Annotated in this window: 14 protein-coding genes; 3 read left to right on the top strand and 11 right to left on the bottom strand. The window is 37.7% G+C overall.

The features are described 5' to 3' along the window. Positions 1-271: 271 nt before the first annotated feature. Both C1634_RS04510 and C1634_RS04515 read right to left on the bottom strand, forming a co-directional pair. A complete protein-coding gene (locus C1634_RS04510; RefSeq protein WP_103232578.1) occupies positions 272-2,395 on the bottom strand; it encodes a cation:proton antiporter in 2,124 nt (707 codons plus the stop codon). A 6-nt stretch (positions 2,396-2,401) separates the two neighbouring features. Next, complete coding sequence (locus tag C1634_RS04515) at positions 2,402-2,965, bottom strand: hypothetical protein (RefSeq protein WP_103232579.1); 564 nt, start codon at positions 2,963-2,965, stop codon at positions 2,402-2,404. A 155-nt stretch (positions 2,966-3,120) separates the two neighbouring features. Between C1634_RS04515 and C1634_RS04520 the strand changes: the two genes are divergently transcribed. Beyond that, entirely contained in the window at positions 3,121-4,050 is a 930-nt protein-coding gene (locus C1634_RS04520) for an alpha/beta hydrolase (protein ID WP_103232580.1), read from the top strand. A 177-nt stretch (positions 4,051-4,227) separates the two neighbouring features. On the opposite strand, the gene C1634_RS04525 is transcribed toward C1634_RS04520, so the two are convergent. After that, on the bottom strand, positions 4,228-5,133 hold the full coding sequence (locus C1634_RS04525; protein ID WP_103232581.1) for a DMT family transporter: 906 nt from the start codon (positions 5,131-5,133) through the stop codon (positions 4,228-4,230). Between the two features lie 114 nt (positions 5,134-5,247). Beyond that, positions 5,248-6,258 carry a zinc-dependent alcohol dehydrogenase family protein gene (locus C1634_RS04530; RefSeq protein WP_228409983.1) on the bottom strand — a complete coding sequence of 337 codons (1,011 nt, stop codon included), beginning with the start codon at positions 6,256-6,258 and terminating at the stop codon, positions 5,248-5,250. Between the two features lie 85 nt (positions 6,259-6,343). On the opposite strand from C1634_RS04530, the gene C1634_RS04535 reads away from it, so the two are divergent. Beyond that, entirely contained in the window at positions 6,344-7,174 is an 831-nt protein-coding gene (locus tag C1634_RS04535) for an AraC family transcriptional regulator (RefSeq protein ID WP_165835257.1), read from the top strand. A 53-nt stretch (positions 7,175-7,227) separates the two neighbouring features. Then, complete coding sequence (gene purE / locus C1634_RS04540) at positions 7,228-7,731, top strand: 5-(carboxyamino)imidazole ribonucleotide mutase (RefSeq protein WP_103232583.1); 504 nt, start codon at positions 7,228-7,230, stop codon at positions 7,729-7,731. A gap of 55 nt (positions 7,732-7,786) precedes the next feature. On the opposite strand, the gene C1634_RS04545 is transcribed toward purE, so the two are convergent. From C1634_RS04545 to ahcY, 7 genes are all read right to left on the bottom strand, one after another. Then, positions 7,787-9,346, bottom strand: a complete 1,560-nt coding sequence (locus C1634_RS04545; RefSeq protein ID WP_103232584.1) for a BspA family leucine-rich repeat surface protein — start codon at positions 9,344-9,346, stop codon at positions 7,787-7,789. Between the two features lie 16 nt (positions 9,347-9,362). Further along, positions 9,363-10,919, bottom strand: coding sequence for a BspA family leucine-rich repeat surface protein (locus C1634_RS04550; protein ID WP_103232585.1), 1,557 nt, complete (start codon positions 10,917-10,919; stop codon positions 9,363-9,365). Between the two features lie 15 nt (positions 10,920-10,934). Next, a complete protein-coding gene (locus C1634_RS04555) occupies positions 10,935-12,608 on the bottom strand; it encodes a BspA family leucine-rich repeat surface protein (RefSeq protein ID WP_109737961.1) in 1,674 nt (557 codons plus the stop codon). Positions 12,609-12,639: 31 nt separating this feature from the next. Continuing rightward, positions 12,640-13,941 carry a BspA family leucine-rich repeat surface protein gene (locus tag C1634_RS04560; RefSeq protein ID WP_165835258.1) on the bottom strand — a complete coding sequence of 434 codons (1,302 nt, stop codon included), beginning with the start codon at positions 13,939-13,941 and terminating at the stop codon, positions 12,640-12,642. 208 nt (positions 13,942-14,149) lie between these two features. After that, on the bottom strand, positions 14,150-14,542 hold the full coding sequence (yiaA, locus tag C1634_RS04565) for an inner membrane protein YiaA (protein WP_103234617.1): 393 nt from the start codon (positions 14,540-14,542) through the stop codon (positions 14,150-14,152). A gap of 362 nt (positions 14,543-14,904) precedes the next feature. Continuing rightward, the gene (locus C1634_RS04570; RefSeq protein ID WP_109737962.1) at positions 14,905-15,708 is read right to left on the bottom strand and encodes a DUF2963 domain-containing protein; all 804 of its coding nucleotides are present in this window, start codon (positions 15,706-15,708) and stop codon (positions 14,905-14,907) included. A 102-nt stretch (positions 15,709-15,810) separates the two neighbouring features. Continuing rightward, positions 15,811-17,124: an adenosylhomocysteinase gene (ahcY, locus tag C1634_RS04575; RefSeq protein ID WP_103234619.1), complete on the bottom strand. Its 1,314-nt coding sequence runs from the start codon at positions 17,122-17,124 to the stop codon at positions 15,811-15,813. Positions 17,125-17,268 lie beyond the last annotated feature (144 nt).

The raw sequence follows: 17,268 nt of genomic DNA on the forward strand, positions 1-17,268 counted from the left end.
GGGAGCTGTTTTATATTTAAAAACAGCTCCTTTTATTTTGTTATATCATTATTCAAAAGGAATGGGCTTTAGCCCGTTTACCAATGATTATAGATTCAAGTGGCTTTAGCCAAAACTTTATTTTAGGTTTCGGCTAAAGCCAAATGTATGCATGTTGTTTATATCGGGCTAAAGCCCGATCCTATTGATGACTCAATTGTCTGATAATGTAAGAAAAGTGATTATTCGCTCATAGGTAACCTCCATCATCTCTCTTCCAGCTCCCATTCTTTTACTTAAAAATCTTCTGAATCACATTTCCGATCTCCACAAAATCTCCGTGATTTCCTACGGAGCGTATTTCCGGACTGTTTTTATCATATTCTGAGAAAGGGAATATCAAAAGATAATTATTATCATTCAGGTTTCTGTTCAGAAGTTCCGGAATCAGTCTCATTCGCGGAATATAGGACTTCATCCCACGTTTTGCCATCAGAATAATCAATGCTTCATCATCTTTCAGCTGAGCAGCGGTTCTTTCTCCGTCCTGCCATGTGCTCATAATAATGAATTCTGCTTCTATATTGGCTTTTTTAATAATTTTCTGTAGAATATCAATAATGTTTTCAGGGGCATAAAAAGCAACTGTTGCTCCGGAATTCCTGGCAATATTCCAGACTCTCAGCAGGGCATGGAAGAATCCAGCTTCCTGATGGGCATTTTCAGGAATCATCACTGCATATTTTTTGATGGTGGAAAGGGGTTGTGCTGCATGATATACGAGTACATTCACATCATCATTCTGCAGATAACCATTGTAAAGATTATATACAAAAGAAGGGGAGAACCCTTTTTCACCCTCCAATCCTATGATGAGGTCTGTAATTTTCTGTTCTTTAATAACATTGTTGACCCCATTGATAACATCATTGTCGTATCTTTTTAGGGCTTGCAATTTAACATCCGCTGCTGCCGCGGCATCTGCTGCCTGATGAAGAAGCTTTTCTGCATTTTTTACAGAAGATTCATTTTTATCTTCATTAATGACATTTAAAGCAAACAGATCTTCTGTATTAGAGTGGGCTTTGATTAGGATTCCAAGGTTCACCATTCTTTCAACAGTGGCTTCGTGATTGATGGCCAATAGAATATTCTCTTCCTCATGAGTGTTCCCGGAAACGGTATCTTCATTGTCGCTTTCCGCAATTTTCTGAGCACTAGCCATAGAAATGAAAGAAGAGATGGTACACGAAATAAGGATCAGTAAAATACTTCCGTTCAGGACATGCTCATTCAATAATCTTACAGGTTCTCCAGTCTCCGTTTCAGAGAGGATAATGTTGTATCCTACCATTACTGAAGCCAGTGTAGCCGCTGCTGAGGCAGAGCTCAATCCGAAAATAAGTTTTCCTTCTTCTTTGGTCAGTCTGAATGTTTTTTGAGTAGCCACTGCAGAAAGATATTTCCCTCCGATAGAAGCTACCAGCATAATTCCGGCCACTTCCAGCGTTTCCCAGCTTTTAAAGAAAACCTTAAAATCAATCAGCATTCCCACACTGATCAGGAAGAAAGGAATAAAGATGGCATTTCCCACAAATTCAACCCTGTTCATCAAAGAAGAAGTGTGAGGAATAAGCCTGTTTAAAGCTAATCCTGCAAAGAATGCCCCGATAATAGCTTCCACACCAGCCAATTCTGCAAGCATAGCGGCCAGATAAATCATCACCAATACAAAAATATACTGTGAGATCTTATCATCCACTCTTTTGAAAAACCAACGTCCTATAATAGGAAATACAATCAGTACAATTAAAGCAAAAACGACAAAAGAGACAGATAGTTTAACCCAGAACTCTGTTCCGACATCTCCCTGAGACATTCCCACAATCACGGCAAGTACCAATAATGCCAGAATATCTGTGATCATTGTACCTCCAACGGTGATATTAACCGCTTTATTTTTTGCAATTCCCAACTTGCTTATCAATGGATATGCAATAAGAGTATGGGATGAAAAAAGACTGGCAAACAGGATAGAAGTCAGCATCGAAAAGTGAAGAAGGTAATAACCTCCCAGATATCCCAATACAAAAGGAACGGTAAAGGTATAGATACCAAAGGTGAGACTTTTCCATTTATTTTTTTTGAAATCTCCCATGTCAATTTCCAGCCCTGCCAGAAACATGATGTAAAGCAATCCGGTAGTTCCTGTCACAACAATACTGCTGTCTCTGGACAATACATTGAATCCGTTGGGACCAATGATCGCTCCGGCAATGATAAGCCCTAACAGGTGAGGAACTTTAATTTTATTAAGCAGCAGGGGTGCTGCAAGGATAATGACCAGTACCAATAGGAACTTCAGTACCGGATCTTCTATAGGAAGACTCAGGTTGTGTATACTCAGTAAAATCATAAGTGTTTATTTTGTGGAACGTACTAATTCAACAGAGAACTTGGCAGTACAGCCATCAGAGGTGATGCTTCTTGTACCCTTGATCTTGTTGTCTGAAATATCATTAAGAAGAACGCTCATTTCTACATTCTTTTTAGCTGTAGAATCTGTCTTGAAAGACAATCTGATCTCATTATTTTCAAATTTGCCTGTATACAGCCTTACCAGATTATTGTTATTGATGATTTTGGTAATAGGCTGGGTAGAATCGTTATCGAATTCCCAGATATCGGTACGCTGATCACCCACAGCATATTCACTGCAGTTGGATTCTGTACAGATTACCTTTCCGTTCCAGGGACCGGAAATCTCTGCAGGCCATGTCGCAATCACTACAGAATCTTTTTTTGCATAAATACTGTCCCTCATTTTCAGGAGCGACTGATATTCAGACTCTTTCTTGGCGAATACTTTTTCTTTTTCTAATAATTGTTTTTCCCTGTCCGTAAGGCTCTTCTCTTTCTCTTTATAGTCGCAGCTTATCAAAAGAAAAGATGCGGCCAGAAATAAAAAAAATGTGTTTTTCAGCATATTGTATAAGTTGGAGTATACAATATAAGGAAAATGAAGGAAATACAAAACCCAACTGAAGCATATCTGATTTTAATTATATTTAATAAGTTAAAAAACAGTTGGATAGATTAGGTAAGATTATTGATATTATTTTTACATTAAAATTGAATGGAATGAAAAATATTTTTTTCTCTTTTTTGTTTTTCGGAAGCCTGTTTTCTGCTCAAAACGGGCTTTCAAACCAGGATCTATTACCTACCATTAATCTGTGGCAGTCAATTCCGGATGGCCCCGGGCCGGGTGGTGAAATGATCATCTCTCCCAAAGGTTCCCTTACTCATATCAGTACCCCAAAACTTATGATTCATCAGCCTGCAAACCCTAACGGAATTGCTGTTTTAGTTATCAGTGGCGGTGGATATGCCCACATTGAATCAGGATCAGAAGGCTATCCTGCAGGAGAGTGGCTGAAATCCCTGGGAATTACAGCTTTTGAACTTCAATACAGGCTTCCAGGAGAAGGCTGGGCAACAAAATCAGTTCCTTTTCAGGATGCACAGCGTGCTTTACGAATCATTAGAAAGAATGCTGGAAAATATAAAATAGATCCCAATAAAATAGGAGTGCTCGGGTTTTCTGCAGGAGGGCATCTTGCCGGATATATTTCTTCTACATTCGATACATCTTATTATCCACCTCAGGATGAAACTGATTTGATTTCTGCTAAGCCCAATTTTACAGCAATGATCTATCCGGTAGTGTCGATGCTGCCGCCCAACAATACTACCCATTCCTATAAATCTTTACTAGGAAAAAATGCTGCTACTCAGGATCAGATCAGACTTTCGGTTGAAAAGCAGGTGAACGCTCAGACTCCCATCACTTTCCTTGCTCAATCAGAAGATGATCCTATTTCTCCTGTAGAAAACAGTATTCTGATGTATCAGGCTTTGAAAAATAATAAGGTGCCTGCTGAACTGCATTTGTTTCAATCAGGAGGTCATGGCTGGGGAATGGGAAAAAAAGGAACTAATACCGGTGAGTGGACAGACCTGTTTTTAAAATGGTTGCAAGTGAATGGTATTTATAGCAGAATAGAGTAGGTCCTCAGGAAATTAAATATGTTTTTTGAAATCTAATATTAATTTATTTAATCACCTTTAATACATGTGTTTACGGTGATACTTGGCGTATTTTAATACTTAAATGAACCTTTTAGCAAGGTGCTATTAACTTTTAAAATTAAGATGTCTTTTGTGGTTGAGAAAACTCTCTTTTCGTTATTGAACCTTCTGCCTTTTGAACATTTCCGGTTTGTAATTGATAATAAAAACACCACAAATGATCATTACAGCAGCAAGGATGAATTTAAATGTAACTTTCTCATCCATAATCAGCCAGCCTAGAAATATGGCGATAATGGTATTGATATATGCCAAAATAGAAACCTGTACCGGCGAAATTTTCGTTAATGCATAATGAAATGCAAAAAAAGCAGCTACAGAACCAAAAACAGAAAGGTATAACATGGCTGAAATACTTTTTGCAGTCCAGTTTCCAAAGTTATAATGATCAGAAAACAGGAATGCAAGAATGATCTGAACGATTCCGGCAAACAGGAATTGGTAAAACAGATTCAACGTTATATTTCCGCTCTGGATGTTTAATTTTTTGGTGAAAATGGTTCCGGAAGCCCAACCTGCGATCGCGCAGAAAAGGAAAATCATTCCCATTCTGTAATCCGGGTTGGCGAGATCTTGAAGTCCATCCCAGAAAATAAAAAGGATGCCGCTGAAACATAATATGATGCCACTAAGAGCCCGCAGACTGAACTTTTGTAATCCTACAGCCACACTCCCCAAAAACACCAGAATAGGTGAGCAGGCACTGATCAATGAAGCAAGACTGCTGGATACCGTTTCTTCAGCCACTGTGGTCATCCCATTAGCAATTACCAGCATCAGAGAAGCAAAAACAATCTGATATCCTAAACTTTTCCAGCCGATCCATTTGAATTCTTTTCTTGAAAGAAGAATAACAAGCATAATGACTGAAGCCAGAAACTGACGGATTCCGGCAACAAACCATGCAGGAATTGTTTCCACAGCAACACGGATGGCTAAAAAAGTCGTTCCCCAGACAATGGCAACGGTAAGAACAGCAAAAATAAGTTTATAATCTTTCAACGTAAATCAAAGTGTAACAAGCAAATTTAGCAGTTTTAAAATAATTTTGATGGATACAGTTGCTTTGATTTTTGCTGGTACAGATGCTGGTATGCAGGATAGAATTTGCAGCAGTTAAGAAACCGTAATGACTATTTTTCCGCTTGCTTTTCTGTTTTCAAGGAGTTCATAAGCTGTTTCTATTTGATCTAAAGTATAGGATTGATGATGGAGCTGAACCTTCAATTTTCCAGTTTCAAAAAGTTGGGAAGCTACTTTTAAAATATCAGCGTGATGCTTTTTTCCCTCTCCACTCAATAACGGATATAGGGTAAATACTCCTGAATAGGTAGCATTACGAAAAGATAGAGGAGCCAGATTATGATTTCCCCAGCCCAGAATACTCACTACATGCCCTGTATATTTTTTTACGGCCAAGAAAGAATCATCCAGCACGCTATTTCCTATTGTATCTACTATAGCATCAAATCCAATTCCGGCAGTATATTCATTCACATACTGATCAACGGGTATGGTAGTGTAATCTATGGGAGTAGCACCATAATTTTTTATCCTCCCAAAATGATCTGGGCTTACAGTAGTATATACTTTTGCTCCCATGGCTGCTGCGATCTGAACAGCCATATGACCAACACCACCGGCTCCTCCGTGAATTAATATCGTTTGGCCAGGTTGTATATTAATTTTATCAGCTAATGCTTCCCATGCTGTAATGAATATCAGAGGGACAGCAGCAGCTTCCTGAAATGAGATGTTTTTAGGTTTTAAACTAATGTGTTCTGCATCAGCCGTAATATATTCTGCTAAAGTTCCCTGATGGCCGCCAATTCCACCAACCATTCCAAATACTTCATCTCCTTTCTTCAACCCTATTACATTTTTCCCTGTTTCTATCACAATTCCTGACATGTCAATGCCTGGTACAGCCGGAAGAGTGACCTTGGCGTGAGCTGCCTGCCCATTTTTTATTTTAAGGTCTAAAGGATTCAATCCTGCTGATTTGATTTGAATAAGAACTTCATGATCTTTGGGGGTAGGTTTATCTATTTCTTTTAATACAAAAGGTTTTTCAAATTGTTCTGATACCAATGCCTGCATTTTTCTGTTATTGATTTGTGAATTCATTATTTTCTTTTTTCTTCTGCAAATTTCTATGATTTGCTACCTCAGTATGTTGTATTTTTACATGATAAAAGAGTATAATATTGTCATGAAAAAAGATTTTCTTCAGCAGCCGTTTGAACTTGCTTTGAAAGAACCAGCAGAGGTATGTCCGAGAGGAGATCACAGCGTCAGTTTTTTTGAACTTGTTTATATTGTTTCAGGAGAAGGGGAGCAGGAGATTAATGGGAATACGTTTTCTTACAATCAAGGAAACCTTTTTTTGCTTGTGCCGGAAGATTCCCACCGTTTCCTATTCAAAACAAAAACTCAGCTTTTTTTTATAAGATTCAATAAGATTTTTTTTCAGCTTCATGCGATGACCCCTGTATTTATGAAACAGCTGGAGAAGGTTTTTTCCAGTCATACGCTGCAGGGATCTGTTATTAAAGGGGAGGAGAACAACCTGCTGATCAAAAAAATGATGGAAAGCCTGATAATTGCCATGCAAAGCAAGAATTTCTATAATGATGAATTAGTCCGGCTTCTTGTACAGGCTGTTCTGACGATAGTGGCTCAGAATCTGGTCAAAGAAAATATATTGGAAGTCAATGAAAGCACTGATCATAAGGCAGCAGACATTATTCAGTATGTTCAGGGGAATATTTATACTCCTAAAAAACTGACGAGTGAAAACATTAGTACTGTGTTTGGTATCTCAAAAACATATGTAGGCCGTTATTTTAAGAATAATACAGGAAAAACATTAAATGAATATTCTGCTCAGTACAAGATGAAGCTTATTGAAAACCGCCTGCGGTACAGTGATATGCGGATCAGTGAAATAGCCGATGAGTTTGGATTTACCGATAAAAGCCACCTGAACAGGTTCTTTAAAAAAGTGAAAGGAATATCACCTTCTGTATTTAGAAACGAATAAAGTTGTTATTTTAAAAGAAGACATTTATCTTTGAACATCTAATAAAATTGAAGATGGTAGGAATTATTATGGGCAGTCAGAGTGATCTGCCAATCATGGAACAGGCTGCAAATTTTCTTAAAAGCCTTGATATCCCTTATGAATTAACAGTAGTTTCAGCACACAGAACTCCGGAAAGAATGTTCGACTATGCAAAAACAGCTAAGGAAAGAGGGTTGAAAGTAATTGTTGCTGGAGCTGGAGGAGCAGCACATCTTCCTGGAATGGTGGCAAGCTGTACTACACTTCCGGTAATCGGAGTTCCTATTTTGTCTAGTAATTCTATAGATGGATGGGATTCTGTTTTATCTATCCTTCAGATGCCAGGGGGAATTCCTGTGGCAACAGTAGCTTTGAACGGAGCTTTAAATGCCGGAATTCTAGCCGCTAAAATTTTAGGAAGCGGTAATGAAGAAGTGGCAGCTAAACTTCAGAAGTATCAGGATTCTTTAAAAGATAAAGTACTGGGAACCGTGGATGACATCAAAGCCCAGCATCCAAATCATTTTGATAAATAGTTGATCATTACACTCAAAAATAAAAGCCTCACTGTACTGCGAGGCTTTTTTGTTTTTATTTTTTGATGAATTTTGAAGAGATTGTTTTTTCTTTCAGAATCAGCTGCAAAATATAATTTCCTTTTGGTAAAGATCCTACATTAATCATCTCATTATTAGGATTTCCTTCCTTTACGAGCCTTCCGCTTGCATCATAAATTTTATAACTTTTAATATCCTCTAATCCTTCAATGTGGATATCATCTACTGCGGGATTAGGATAGAGCAAAAGTTTTTTTCTGAGTTTGATGTCTGATGAAGCCAGTAAGCAGTTTCCTACCGTATCACCCGACATCGCCCAACCTTTATTGATAAGAATATTCTTTTTATCTGTTGCATTGGAAGCATAGGTTAAAGAGGTAACATCATCTAAGTTAATGTTATTGGCAGTATTAGGATTGTCTGCCCATCCTGCCAGTGTTTTACTGAAGTTCTCACAATCTATTCCTGTCTCCGTCAGCGCCTGCATACCCTCATTAAGGGCGGCCAGATTCCAGTTGGCAAGTGATTGATTAAAACTCGGAGTCGTCTTGAGGAGCTGATCTATTCTGGTAACCTTGGTCATATCCCAATTTTCTAAAGACTGATTAAAGGTTGTACAGCCATGGAGAGCATGAGCCATATTGGTAACTTTGGAAGTGTTCCAACTGTTTAGGGATTGATTGAAAGCAGGAATAAAATGGAACATAAAACGGATATCTTCAAGACTTGAAGTATCCCAGTGATCCATAGGCTGATTGTAGCTTGAGCAAAGAGCAAACATCCATTTCATATCAGTTACCTTCGAAACATCCCAGTTGTTCAATGTTTGGTTAAAGAATCCTCTTCCTGCAAACATAAAGGAGAGATCAGTTGCTGATGACATGTTCCAACTATTAAAATAAGGTGGATTAAACTGATCAGGAAGTGAGGTAGTGATGCTATCAAAGAGAATAGCAAACATAAATTTGAAGTTCTTAATTCTGGAAGTATCCCAGTTCTGCATGGAGCTGGCACCGGTAAAGCTTTTTGTACCAAAAAACATATAAGAGGCATCTTCAACATTACTAAGATTGGGAGTGTCAGTAGCCGTGATCTGAATGAGTTTACATTGACTGAAGGCACTGTCCATCGTGGTCCAGACAATGTTTCCCCATTGTTCTATTTCCAGAATTTTATCAGCGCTTCCGTTGATCTGCCAGATCGGGAAAATCTGATCAGGAAGCTGAACCTCCTGTACATCTCCAAATTTTATGTGTTGAAAAATACTATTTCCGTTAGTAACTTTTACTCTGTATTTTGCATCATTCTTCTCTGCGATTGATGTCCCAAAATCAATAAGAACCTGTTTGGTAGAGGTTATATTGGTAAGAGAACCATTGTGCTGAGGATAGCCTACTTCCTCCCAATAAATATCATAGTTTTCACCAATTCCGGGAAACCATATTTGTTCAGAACTTGCCTGATAGGGAGCACTTACATTGATAGGCTGCATCACAGTAGAAGCGGGCTTCCAGATGGTGATAAATTCATTCTGGGCTTTCACCATACATACCAGTAAAATAAAAAAGCTGGCTAACAATTTTTTCAATATCATATAGAGGAGTTTATCGTTATTTCTTAATGAATTTTGAAGAAACTGTTTTTTCTTTCATGATAAGTTGTATCATATAATTTCCTTTTGGTAAAGAGCTTACATTGATCATCTCATTATTAGGATTTCCTTCCTTTACCAGTCTTCCACTTGCATCATAAATTTTATAATTCTTAATATCGCTTAAACCTTCAATGTGAATATCATCTACTGCAGGATTAGGATAAAGTAGGGGTTTCTTATTCAGCTTCAAATCTGATGAAGACAATAAGCAGCTTCCCACGGCATCACCTCCTAATATCCAACCTTTATTGATGAGAATATCCCTTTTGTCAGAGACGTTTGAAGCATATTTTATCCCTATTAAAGAACCTAGTGAAACATTGTTTGCCGTATTGGGATTGTCTGCCCATCCCAGAAGTGTTTTGCTGTAATTTTCACAATTAATGCCTGACATCGTAAAAGCACTGTTCCCATTAATAAGCGAAGCTAAGTTCCAGTTTCCTAACGGTTGATTAAAACTTGAAGCAGTATTAAGGATCTGATCTATTTTCGTTACTTTAGTCATATCCCAGTTTTCTAAAGGTTGATTAAAAGATGAGCATCCATGGAAGATGTGCGCCATATTAGTCACCTTGGAAGTATTCCAATTCAGTTGCTGATTGAAAACAGGGATCATATGAAACATAAAATGCATATCTTCAAGATTGGAGGTATTCCAATTGTCTAGACGCTGATTGAAACTTAGGCACTGGCCAAACATCCAGCTCATATCGGTCACATTGGAAACATCCCAGCTATTCAGAGTTTGGTTAAAAACCTTTCTATTTCCAAACATATAGCTGAGGTTCGTTGCAGAAGACATATTCCAGGTGTCAAAATAAGGAGGATTAAACTGATCTGTCATGGCGACTGGTGGAGAATCAAATAAAAGTGAAAACATAAAACTGAAATTTTTGATTTTCGAAGTATCCCAGTTTTGCATAGAGCTGGCACCTGTAAAGCTGTTTGTACCAAAAAACATGAAAGAAGCATCATCCACATTATTAAGTTTCGGAGTATCTGTTGCCGTAAGCCCCATAAGTCTGCATAGGCTGAAGGCACCGTTCATCGTAGTCCATGAGATATTACCCCATTGCTCTATTTCTAACAATTTATCTGCACTTCCGTTGACCTGCCACATAGGAATGAATTGTTCAGGAGCAGCAAATAGTTGAGCAGATCCGAATTTTATTTGTTTGAAAGATCCGCTGCCGTTAGTAACTTTTACTCTGTATTTTGCATCATCCTTATCTGCGATTGATGTCCCAAAATCAATAAAAACCTGTTTTGTAGAGGTTACATCGGTAAGGGTACCATTATGCTGGGGATAGCCTACTTCCTCCCAATAAATATCATAATTTTCACCAATTCCGGGAAACCATATCTGCTCAGTGGTAGCCTGATACGGGGCATCTACATTTAATGCTGGGAGTGCAGTAGAGGCTGGCTTCCAGATGGTGATAAACTCATGCTGAGCTTTCACCATCAAAACCAACAAAAGAGAAATGAGTATTGGGATTTTTTTTAGTATCATGTTGAATGTTTAAGATTATTTTTTGATGAATTTTAAATTCTGAATATTCTCTTTTGAATACAGCTGTAAAATATAATTACCAGAAGTTAATGCTTGGATATTAATCTGTTCATTCACTACATTTCCCTGTAAAACAATTCTTCCGTTTAGATCCATAATCTTAAAGTCTTTCGCATTGGAGTTTTTCACATAGATAATATCTGCAGCAGGGTTGGGATACAGACTGATTTCACCTTTTATCTTTAGATCGGAAGTTCCAAGCAAGGATTGGCATTCTCCGTTATAAGTATCTCCGATAATGGTCCATCCCTTACTGTTGATTAAATAATTTCTGGCAGTTACCGCCGCATTATGAGAATAAGTAAGAGGGGAAACCGAAGACAGATTGATATTATCAGGGATTGAAGGATTCTGGCTCCAGCCATAAAGAGTGCTGTCATAATTCTGGCAGTTCAGTGCAGCGTTTTTAAACATATTGGAAGCATAAATCAAAGAACTCAGATCCCAGCTTCCTAAATTTTGGTTAAAGACAATGGCATTATTGAACATGTTGTTGGTACTTTTTACTAAAGCTACATTCCATTTTCCTATATCCTGATTGAATTTTTTGGCTCCGTTGAACATATCCTGCATCCATTCTACTTTTCTTGTATCCCAGTGAGAAATATTACTGTTGAAGTTCTCTGCATTATGAAACATGCTACTCATAATTTTTACATTTTGGGTATCCCAGTTGCTGATATCCTGGTCAAAAGCCTTTGCATTCAAAAACATATTATTCATTTCTATAATCTGCGAAGTATTCCAGTTTCCAATTGGTTGATTGAATTTTGAAGCATTTGAAAACATGAATTCAGCATCAAGATTATTAGACATATCCCAACTTCCAATAGGGTGGTTAAACTCCCCAGCCGTGTTAAACATTGCTGTAGTGGAGGTTACTTTAGAAGTGTCCCAGTTGTCTAATGGCTGGTTGAAAAGCTTCGCTGCGTTGAAGGTTATTCCCATCATAGTCACATTGGAAGTGTTCCAATTTCCAACCGGCTGATTAAAGACAAAACATCCTGTAAACGTTCCCAGCAAAGTAGTGACATTAGCCGTATTCCAGTTGTTGATACTGGGGTTTCCAACTAAACCATAGCATCCTGAAAACATGTAAGACATATCCGTTACCATCTTCAGATCGGGAATGTCAGTTGCGGTAAAATCTAAAATTTTGCACGCCTGGAATGCCTGTTCCATAGAAGACCACTGAGTAGTTCCCCACTGTTCTACCAATTGTATTTTATGAACATCCCCTACAATTCCGTTATCATTTAGCATATCCCAGTCTGCAAATCTTATCTGATGAAAATTTCCGTTCCCGTTACTTACCTTTATCCGATAAGTAGCATCTGATGGATTGGGATTTTGTGGAGCTCCGAAATCGATCAAGGTATGATAGGCGGAAGTCACATTCGTTAAAGTAGCATTGTGAGAAGGATAGCCTATCTCTTCCCAATAGATCTGGTAATTGGTTCCTCTTCCGGGAAACCAGATCTGATTATTGTTTGAGTTAACAGGAATTCCTATATAAGCATAGGCAGGAGGGGGCAGGCTGGGTTTCCATACCGTAATGAATTCATGTTGAGCTTTTGCCATGAATATGAACAAAAGGAAAATGAGTATCGGAATTTTTTTTAAAATCATGATTAAAATTTTATAGTGATTAGTTTTACGGTTATTTTTTAATGAATGGGAAGGAATGAATTTTATTCTTGGTAACTACCTGTAAGATGTAATTTCCCGGAGATAAAGACCTGACAGGAATTTCATCATTTTCCAGACGGTCTTTGGCAACAGTTCTTCCGTTCATATCGGTGATGATATAATGTACTGTATTCGAAATGTTTTTCAGGTGAATATTATCTTTGGCAGGGTTGGGATAGATGAAAGCTTTATTGCTAATCTCCATTTCAGAAGTTGAAAGAGTTTGATTACATAGCGCATTATAAACATCTCCTGATATAGTCCAGCCTTTAGAATTGATCAAATAATTTCTTGCGGTAACTGCATCAGGATGAGAATACACTATTGGAGAAACACTAGATAAATTAATATTATTAGGTGTTGATGAATTCTGGCTCCATCCGAAAAGTGTTTTGTCATAATTCAGACAACTCATGGCAGAATTGAGAAACATATCATTAGCAGTTACCAGCGAGCTGAGGTCCCATTTTCCCAGATTTTGATTAAAAGCTGTATGGTGGAACATTTCGTTCATATTGGTAACACTGGATATATTCCAGTTTTGAATGTCCTGGTTGAAATTCTTAGCCTCATGAAACATATGCTCCATGGTGGTCACTTTCGATGTGTTCCATTCGCCGAGAGGTTTATTGAATGCCGTATTATCAAACATAAACGACATATCTGTGACATTAGCTGTATTCCAGCTTCCTACCGGTTGATTGAACACATCAGTATCACCAAACATATAATACATATCTGTAATGGTAGAAGTATCCCACGTATTGAAAGAAGGATTGCCTACCAATGCTGAACATATATAAAACATCTGACGCATACTGGTTGCCATGCTCAGGTCGGGAGCATCAGTTGCTGTCACATCCATAAAGTTGCAGAATACAAAAGCATTGTCAAAGCTTTTCCATTTTATATTTCCCCATTGAGCAATTTGGGTAATTTTTGTTCGGTCTGCAGCATTGTAAGCAGGGACTATTGTATTGTCGAAAAACCTTACCTGATCAAAGCTTCCATTTCCGTTGCTGATTTTGATTTTATAGCTGGCTTGGGATGATTGAGGATTTAAAGGAGTGCCCAGATTGATGATGAATTCCTTAGTAGAGGTTACATTACTCATCGTTCCATTGTGTTGTGGATATCCGACCTCTTCCCAGGAAACCTGAAAATTGGTTCCTCTTCCTGGAAATTTAATTTGTTGTGCGGTCTGGGTTTTCCAGATGGTGATGAATTCATTTTGCGCTTTTGCCGTGAATATTGACAAAAGAAAAATGAGCATTGGGATTTTTTTTAAAATCATGCTTATTGTTTTATGGTATTAGTTTTTCATGGGAAAAATAGAAATAAAGAATATTTTTAACGATATATCTATTTTATTCGATATAAATATAATAAAAATTTAAAATATTTATGATGTTTTTCGTATTTGTTTTGAATTTTGTTTATTCTGATAAAATAAAAAACTCTCCAAAATGGAGAGTTTTACTTTATTCCTGAATCATATTGTCCCTGGTATTTTTCTGGACTGCAATAGCTCCGAAGAGAGCGAGCAAAAAGGCAAAGGCATAAAATCCTTTTTCACTTGGAAGAATGGTTGCATTCCAAAGTCCTATGGCTAGTAGTATAATGGATGATAATGTAGCAAACCAGCAAATGCCATAATAAATATCGGTTACCTGAATGTTTTCTAATCGGTCTCTTACTGCTTTCTGCAGAGAAACAACGGCAAATAAGCCATAAAGAAGGATGGTGAAATAATATCCTTTCTCATTCAGAAGCATTTCAGCCCTCACAAGACCCACGATGAAACCGATCATTCCGGCTCCCAATGCTACCCAAGATGCAGCGATGAATGCATTCGAGACTTTTTGTTTTTTCATGTATTTACTGTTTTATTTAAGGGGCTAAGATATTCATTTTTTATAAATAGAGCTCTAACAGAGGGAAAATATGGGCAAAATACGGTAGAAATAGATTCATTAATTTTAAGTTTTGGCTAAAGCCAATGGACTTTTATTGAATAGTAAAAACGGACTAATGTCCGTTCCTATTTTGAATGTTTATAAGGCTGAATGAAAATGGATGATCCATAATTCCTCCCTAGCCTCGATAGCAGCGGTTACCCCGGAGCAAGAGTGGGAGAGTTGAAGAGTTAAGATGTGGGAGAGCGATGGCGTGAGGAGTATGAGCGGATAGCGGGATCAGCTCATAAAAAAACTCTCCAAATTGGAGAGCTCTTATCTTATTGAGTAATATATTCGTAATTGTACTGAGCGGAAAGACTTCCGTTGGCCTCTTTTGAAATAACTTGTGCAGGCAACCCTGAACTGTTGTATTGTATGGTAGAAGTTCTGGTTTGATTTTGTTCCCAGGTACCGTTGTTTTTGAAACTTATCTTTTCTGTCAGATAATTGTTTTTGCTTACAGCATAAGCTCCTCCCATCATAATTTTGAGATATTTATTGATGTTTGTGTAGGGGTTCAGTTTATCATCATAAGAGTAAACAATTTTAGTGCTGTAGCTAGATCCCCCGCCTTCTGAAGTTTCTGATGAAATATTGTTTCCGTTATAAACATAAGTATCTACAATCGGATTGGAGCAGTCCGGTGACTGGCAAAGCGAGGAAGAGATCACCTGTCCGTTGGTATTATAATTATAAGTAATCGTTCTGTTGTAATCCGGATTAGTAGTGTAGATTGCCTTAACTGTCGTAAGTAGATCTCCATTGTAAGTATAAGATGAATAATAGTCTATTGTGCCGTCTGGCTTATAATAAGTGGTTTTTATAGGTTTTCCGTTACTGTATTCGAACTTAGAAGTTCCTGATGCGGACAAGGTTTTTATAAGTTCTCCCTGATTATTGTATTCAAGGGTTTGTATACTGGTCTGTGGCTGAGCTGGGTTGTCATAATAAACTGTAGTAATTTTACTCAATAATACCTTTGGTTCAGAAGGGGTATTGGTTCCATCATTATCATCATTACTGCTGCAGCTGTTAAAGAATACTACAGAGCTCATCAACCCTAGAAATAAGAAGTTTTTCATGTTATTTTTTTGCTGACAAAAATACAGATTGCCTTATGGCTCTGCATAAAAAAATCCCACTATCTTAGAAATAGTGGGATAATATCATGTTTTATATAGATCCTAGTATCTGTAGTATTCAGGCTTGAATGGCCCTTTTACGTCTACTCCGATATATTCAGCCTGCTCAGGAGAAAGAGTTTCCAGCTCAACGCTTAATTTCTTAAGGTGTAAAGCAGCTACTTTCTCATCTAAGTGCTTAGGAAGCATATATACTTCGTTTCCATAAGCAGCAGAGTTGTTCCATAATTCGATCTGAGCCAAAGTCTGGTTCGAGAAAGAGTTAGACATTACAAAACTTGGGTGACCTGTAGCACATCCTAAGTTTACCAATCTACCTTCTGCAAGGATAATTACTTCTTTTCCTTCAATAGTATAGATATCAACCTGAGGCTTCACTTCAGATTTAGTCTGACCATAGTTTTGGTTTAACCAAGCCATATCGATTTCATTGTCGAAGTGACCGATGTTACAAACGATAGCTTTATCTTTCATTTTAAGGAAATGTTCCCCTCTAACGATATTAAAGTTACCTGTAGTTGTGATAACGATATCAGCATTATCTACCACTGTATCTAATCTTTTTACTTCGTAACCGTCCATTGCAGCCTGAAGCGCACAGATTGGATCGATTTCTGTAACAGTAACGATAGAACCAGCTCCTCTGAATGAAGCAGCCGTACCTTTACCTACGTCTCCGTATCCGCAAACTACCACTCTTTTTCCAGCCAACATTACGTCTGTAGCTCTTCTTACTGCATCTACAGCAGATTCTTTACATCCGTATTTGTTGTCGAATTTAGACTTAGTTACTGAATCATTTACGTTGATAGCAGGCATTACCAAAGTTCCGTTCTTCATTCTTTCGTACAGTCTGTGTACTCCTGTCGTAGTTTCTTCAGAAAGACCTTTGATATCTTTTGTGAATTCAGGGTATTTATCGAAAACCATGTTTGTTAAATCTCCACCATCATCCAAAATCATGTTTAATGGCTTTCTGTCTTCACCGAAGAATAAAGTCTGCTCAATACACCAGTCAAAATCCTCTTCATTTAAACCTTTCCAAGCATAAACCGGGATTCCAGCAGCAGCAATAGCCGCAGCAGCATGGTCCTGTGTAGAGAAAATATTACAAGATGACCAGGTAACTTCAGCTCCTAAAGCGACCAATGTCTCGATAAGCACAGCCGTCTGGATAGTCATGTGAAGACATCCTGCGATTCTTGCTCCTTTCAGTGGCTGAGAGGGTCCGTATTCTTCACGGATAGACATCAAACCAGGCATTTCTGCTTCTGCAAGGGTAATTTCTTTTCTACCCCATTCTGCAAGGGAGATATCCTTAACTTTGTAAGGAACGTATTGTGTTGTAGTACTCATATGTAATGAATAGTTTTTAAATTCAATTGATAACGAAAGGCAAAATTACGATTAATAATTAAGATATAAAAACGGCAAAATTAAGTTCAGGTTTATGAGATTAAACATAAGTTAATATTATTTAGTCTTAATATAAATAGTTAA

Source organism: Chryseobacterium viscerum (assembly GCF_002899945.2).
GTDB classification, from domain to species: Bacteria; Bacteroidota; Bacteroidia; order Flavobacteriales; family Weeksellaceae; genus Chryseobacterium; species Chryseobacterium viscerum.

Excerpts from the sequence above, each read along its gene's own strand:
- C1634_RS04510 (WP_103232578.1), bottom strand. The coding sequence starts at position 2,395 with ATGATTTTACTGAGTATACACAACCTGAGTCTTCCTATAGAAGATCCG.
- C1634_RS04515 (WP_103232579.1), bottom strand. The coding sequence starts at position 2,965 with ATGCTGAAAAACACATTTTTTTTATTTCTGGCCGCATCTTTTCTTTTG.
- C1634_RS04520 (WP_103232580.1), top strand. The coding sequence starts at position 3,121 with ATGAAAAATATTTTTTTCTCTTTTTTGTTTTTCGGAAGCCTGTTTTCT.
- C1634_RS04530 (WP_228409983.1), bottom strand. The coding sequence starts at position 6,258 with ATGAATTCACAAATCAATAACAGAAAAATGCAGGCATTGGTATCAGAA.
- C1634_RS04535 (WP_165835257.1), top strand. The coding sequence starts at position 6,344 with ATGAAAAAAGATTTTCTTCAGCAGCCGTTTGAACTTGCTTTGAAAGAA.
- purE (WP_103232583.1), top strand. The coding sequence starts at position 7,228 with ATGGTAGGAATTATTATGGGCAGTCAGAGTGATCTGCCAATCATGGAA.
- C1634_RS04545 (WP_103232584.1), bottom strand. The coding sequence starts at position 9,346 with ATGATATTGAAAAAATTGTTAGCCAGCTTTTTTATTTTACTGGTATGT.
- C1634_RS04550 (WP_103232585.1), bottom strand. The coding sequence starts at position 10,919 with ATGATACTAAAAAAAATCCCAATACTCATTTCTCTTTTGTTGGTTTTG.
- C1634_RS04555 (WP_109737961.1), bottom strand. The coding sequence starts at position 12,608 with ATGATTTTAAAAAAAATTCCGATACTCATTTTCCTTTTGTTCATATTC.
- C1634_RS04560 (WP_165835258.1), bottom strand. The coding sequence starts at position 13,941 with ATGCTCATTTTTCTTTTGTCAATATTCACGGCAAAAGCGCAAAATGAA.
- yiaA (WP_103234617.1), bottom strand. The coding sequence starts at position 14,542 with ATGAAAAAACAAAAAGTCTCGAATGCATTCATCGCTGCATCTTGGGTA.
- C1634_RS04570 (WP_109737962.1), bottom strand. The coding sequence starts at position 15,708 with ATGAAAAACTTCTTATTTCTAGGGTTGATGAGCTCTGTAGTATTCTTT.
- ahcY (WP_103234619.1), bottom strand. The coding sequence starts at position 17,124 with ATGAGTACTACAACACAATACGTTCCTTACAAAGTTAAGGATATCTCC.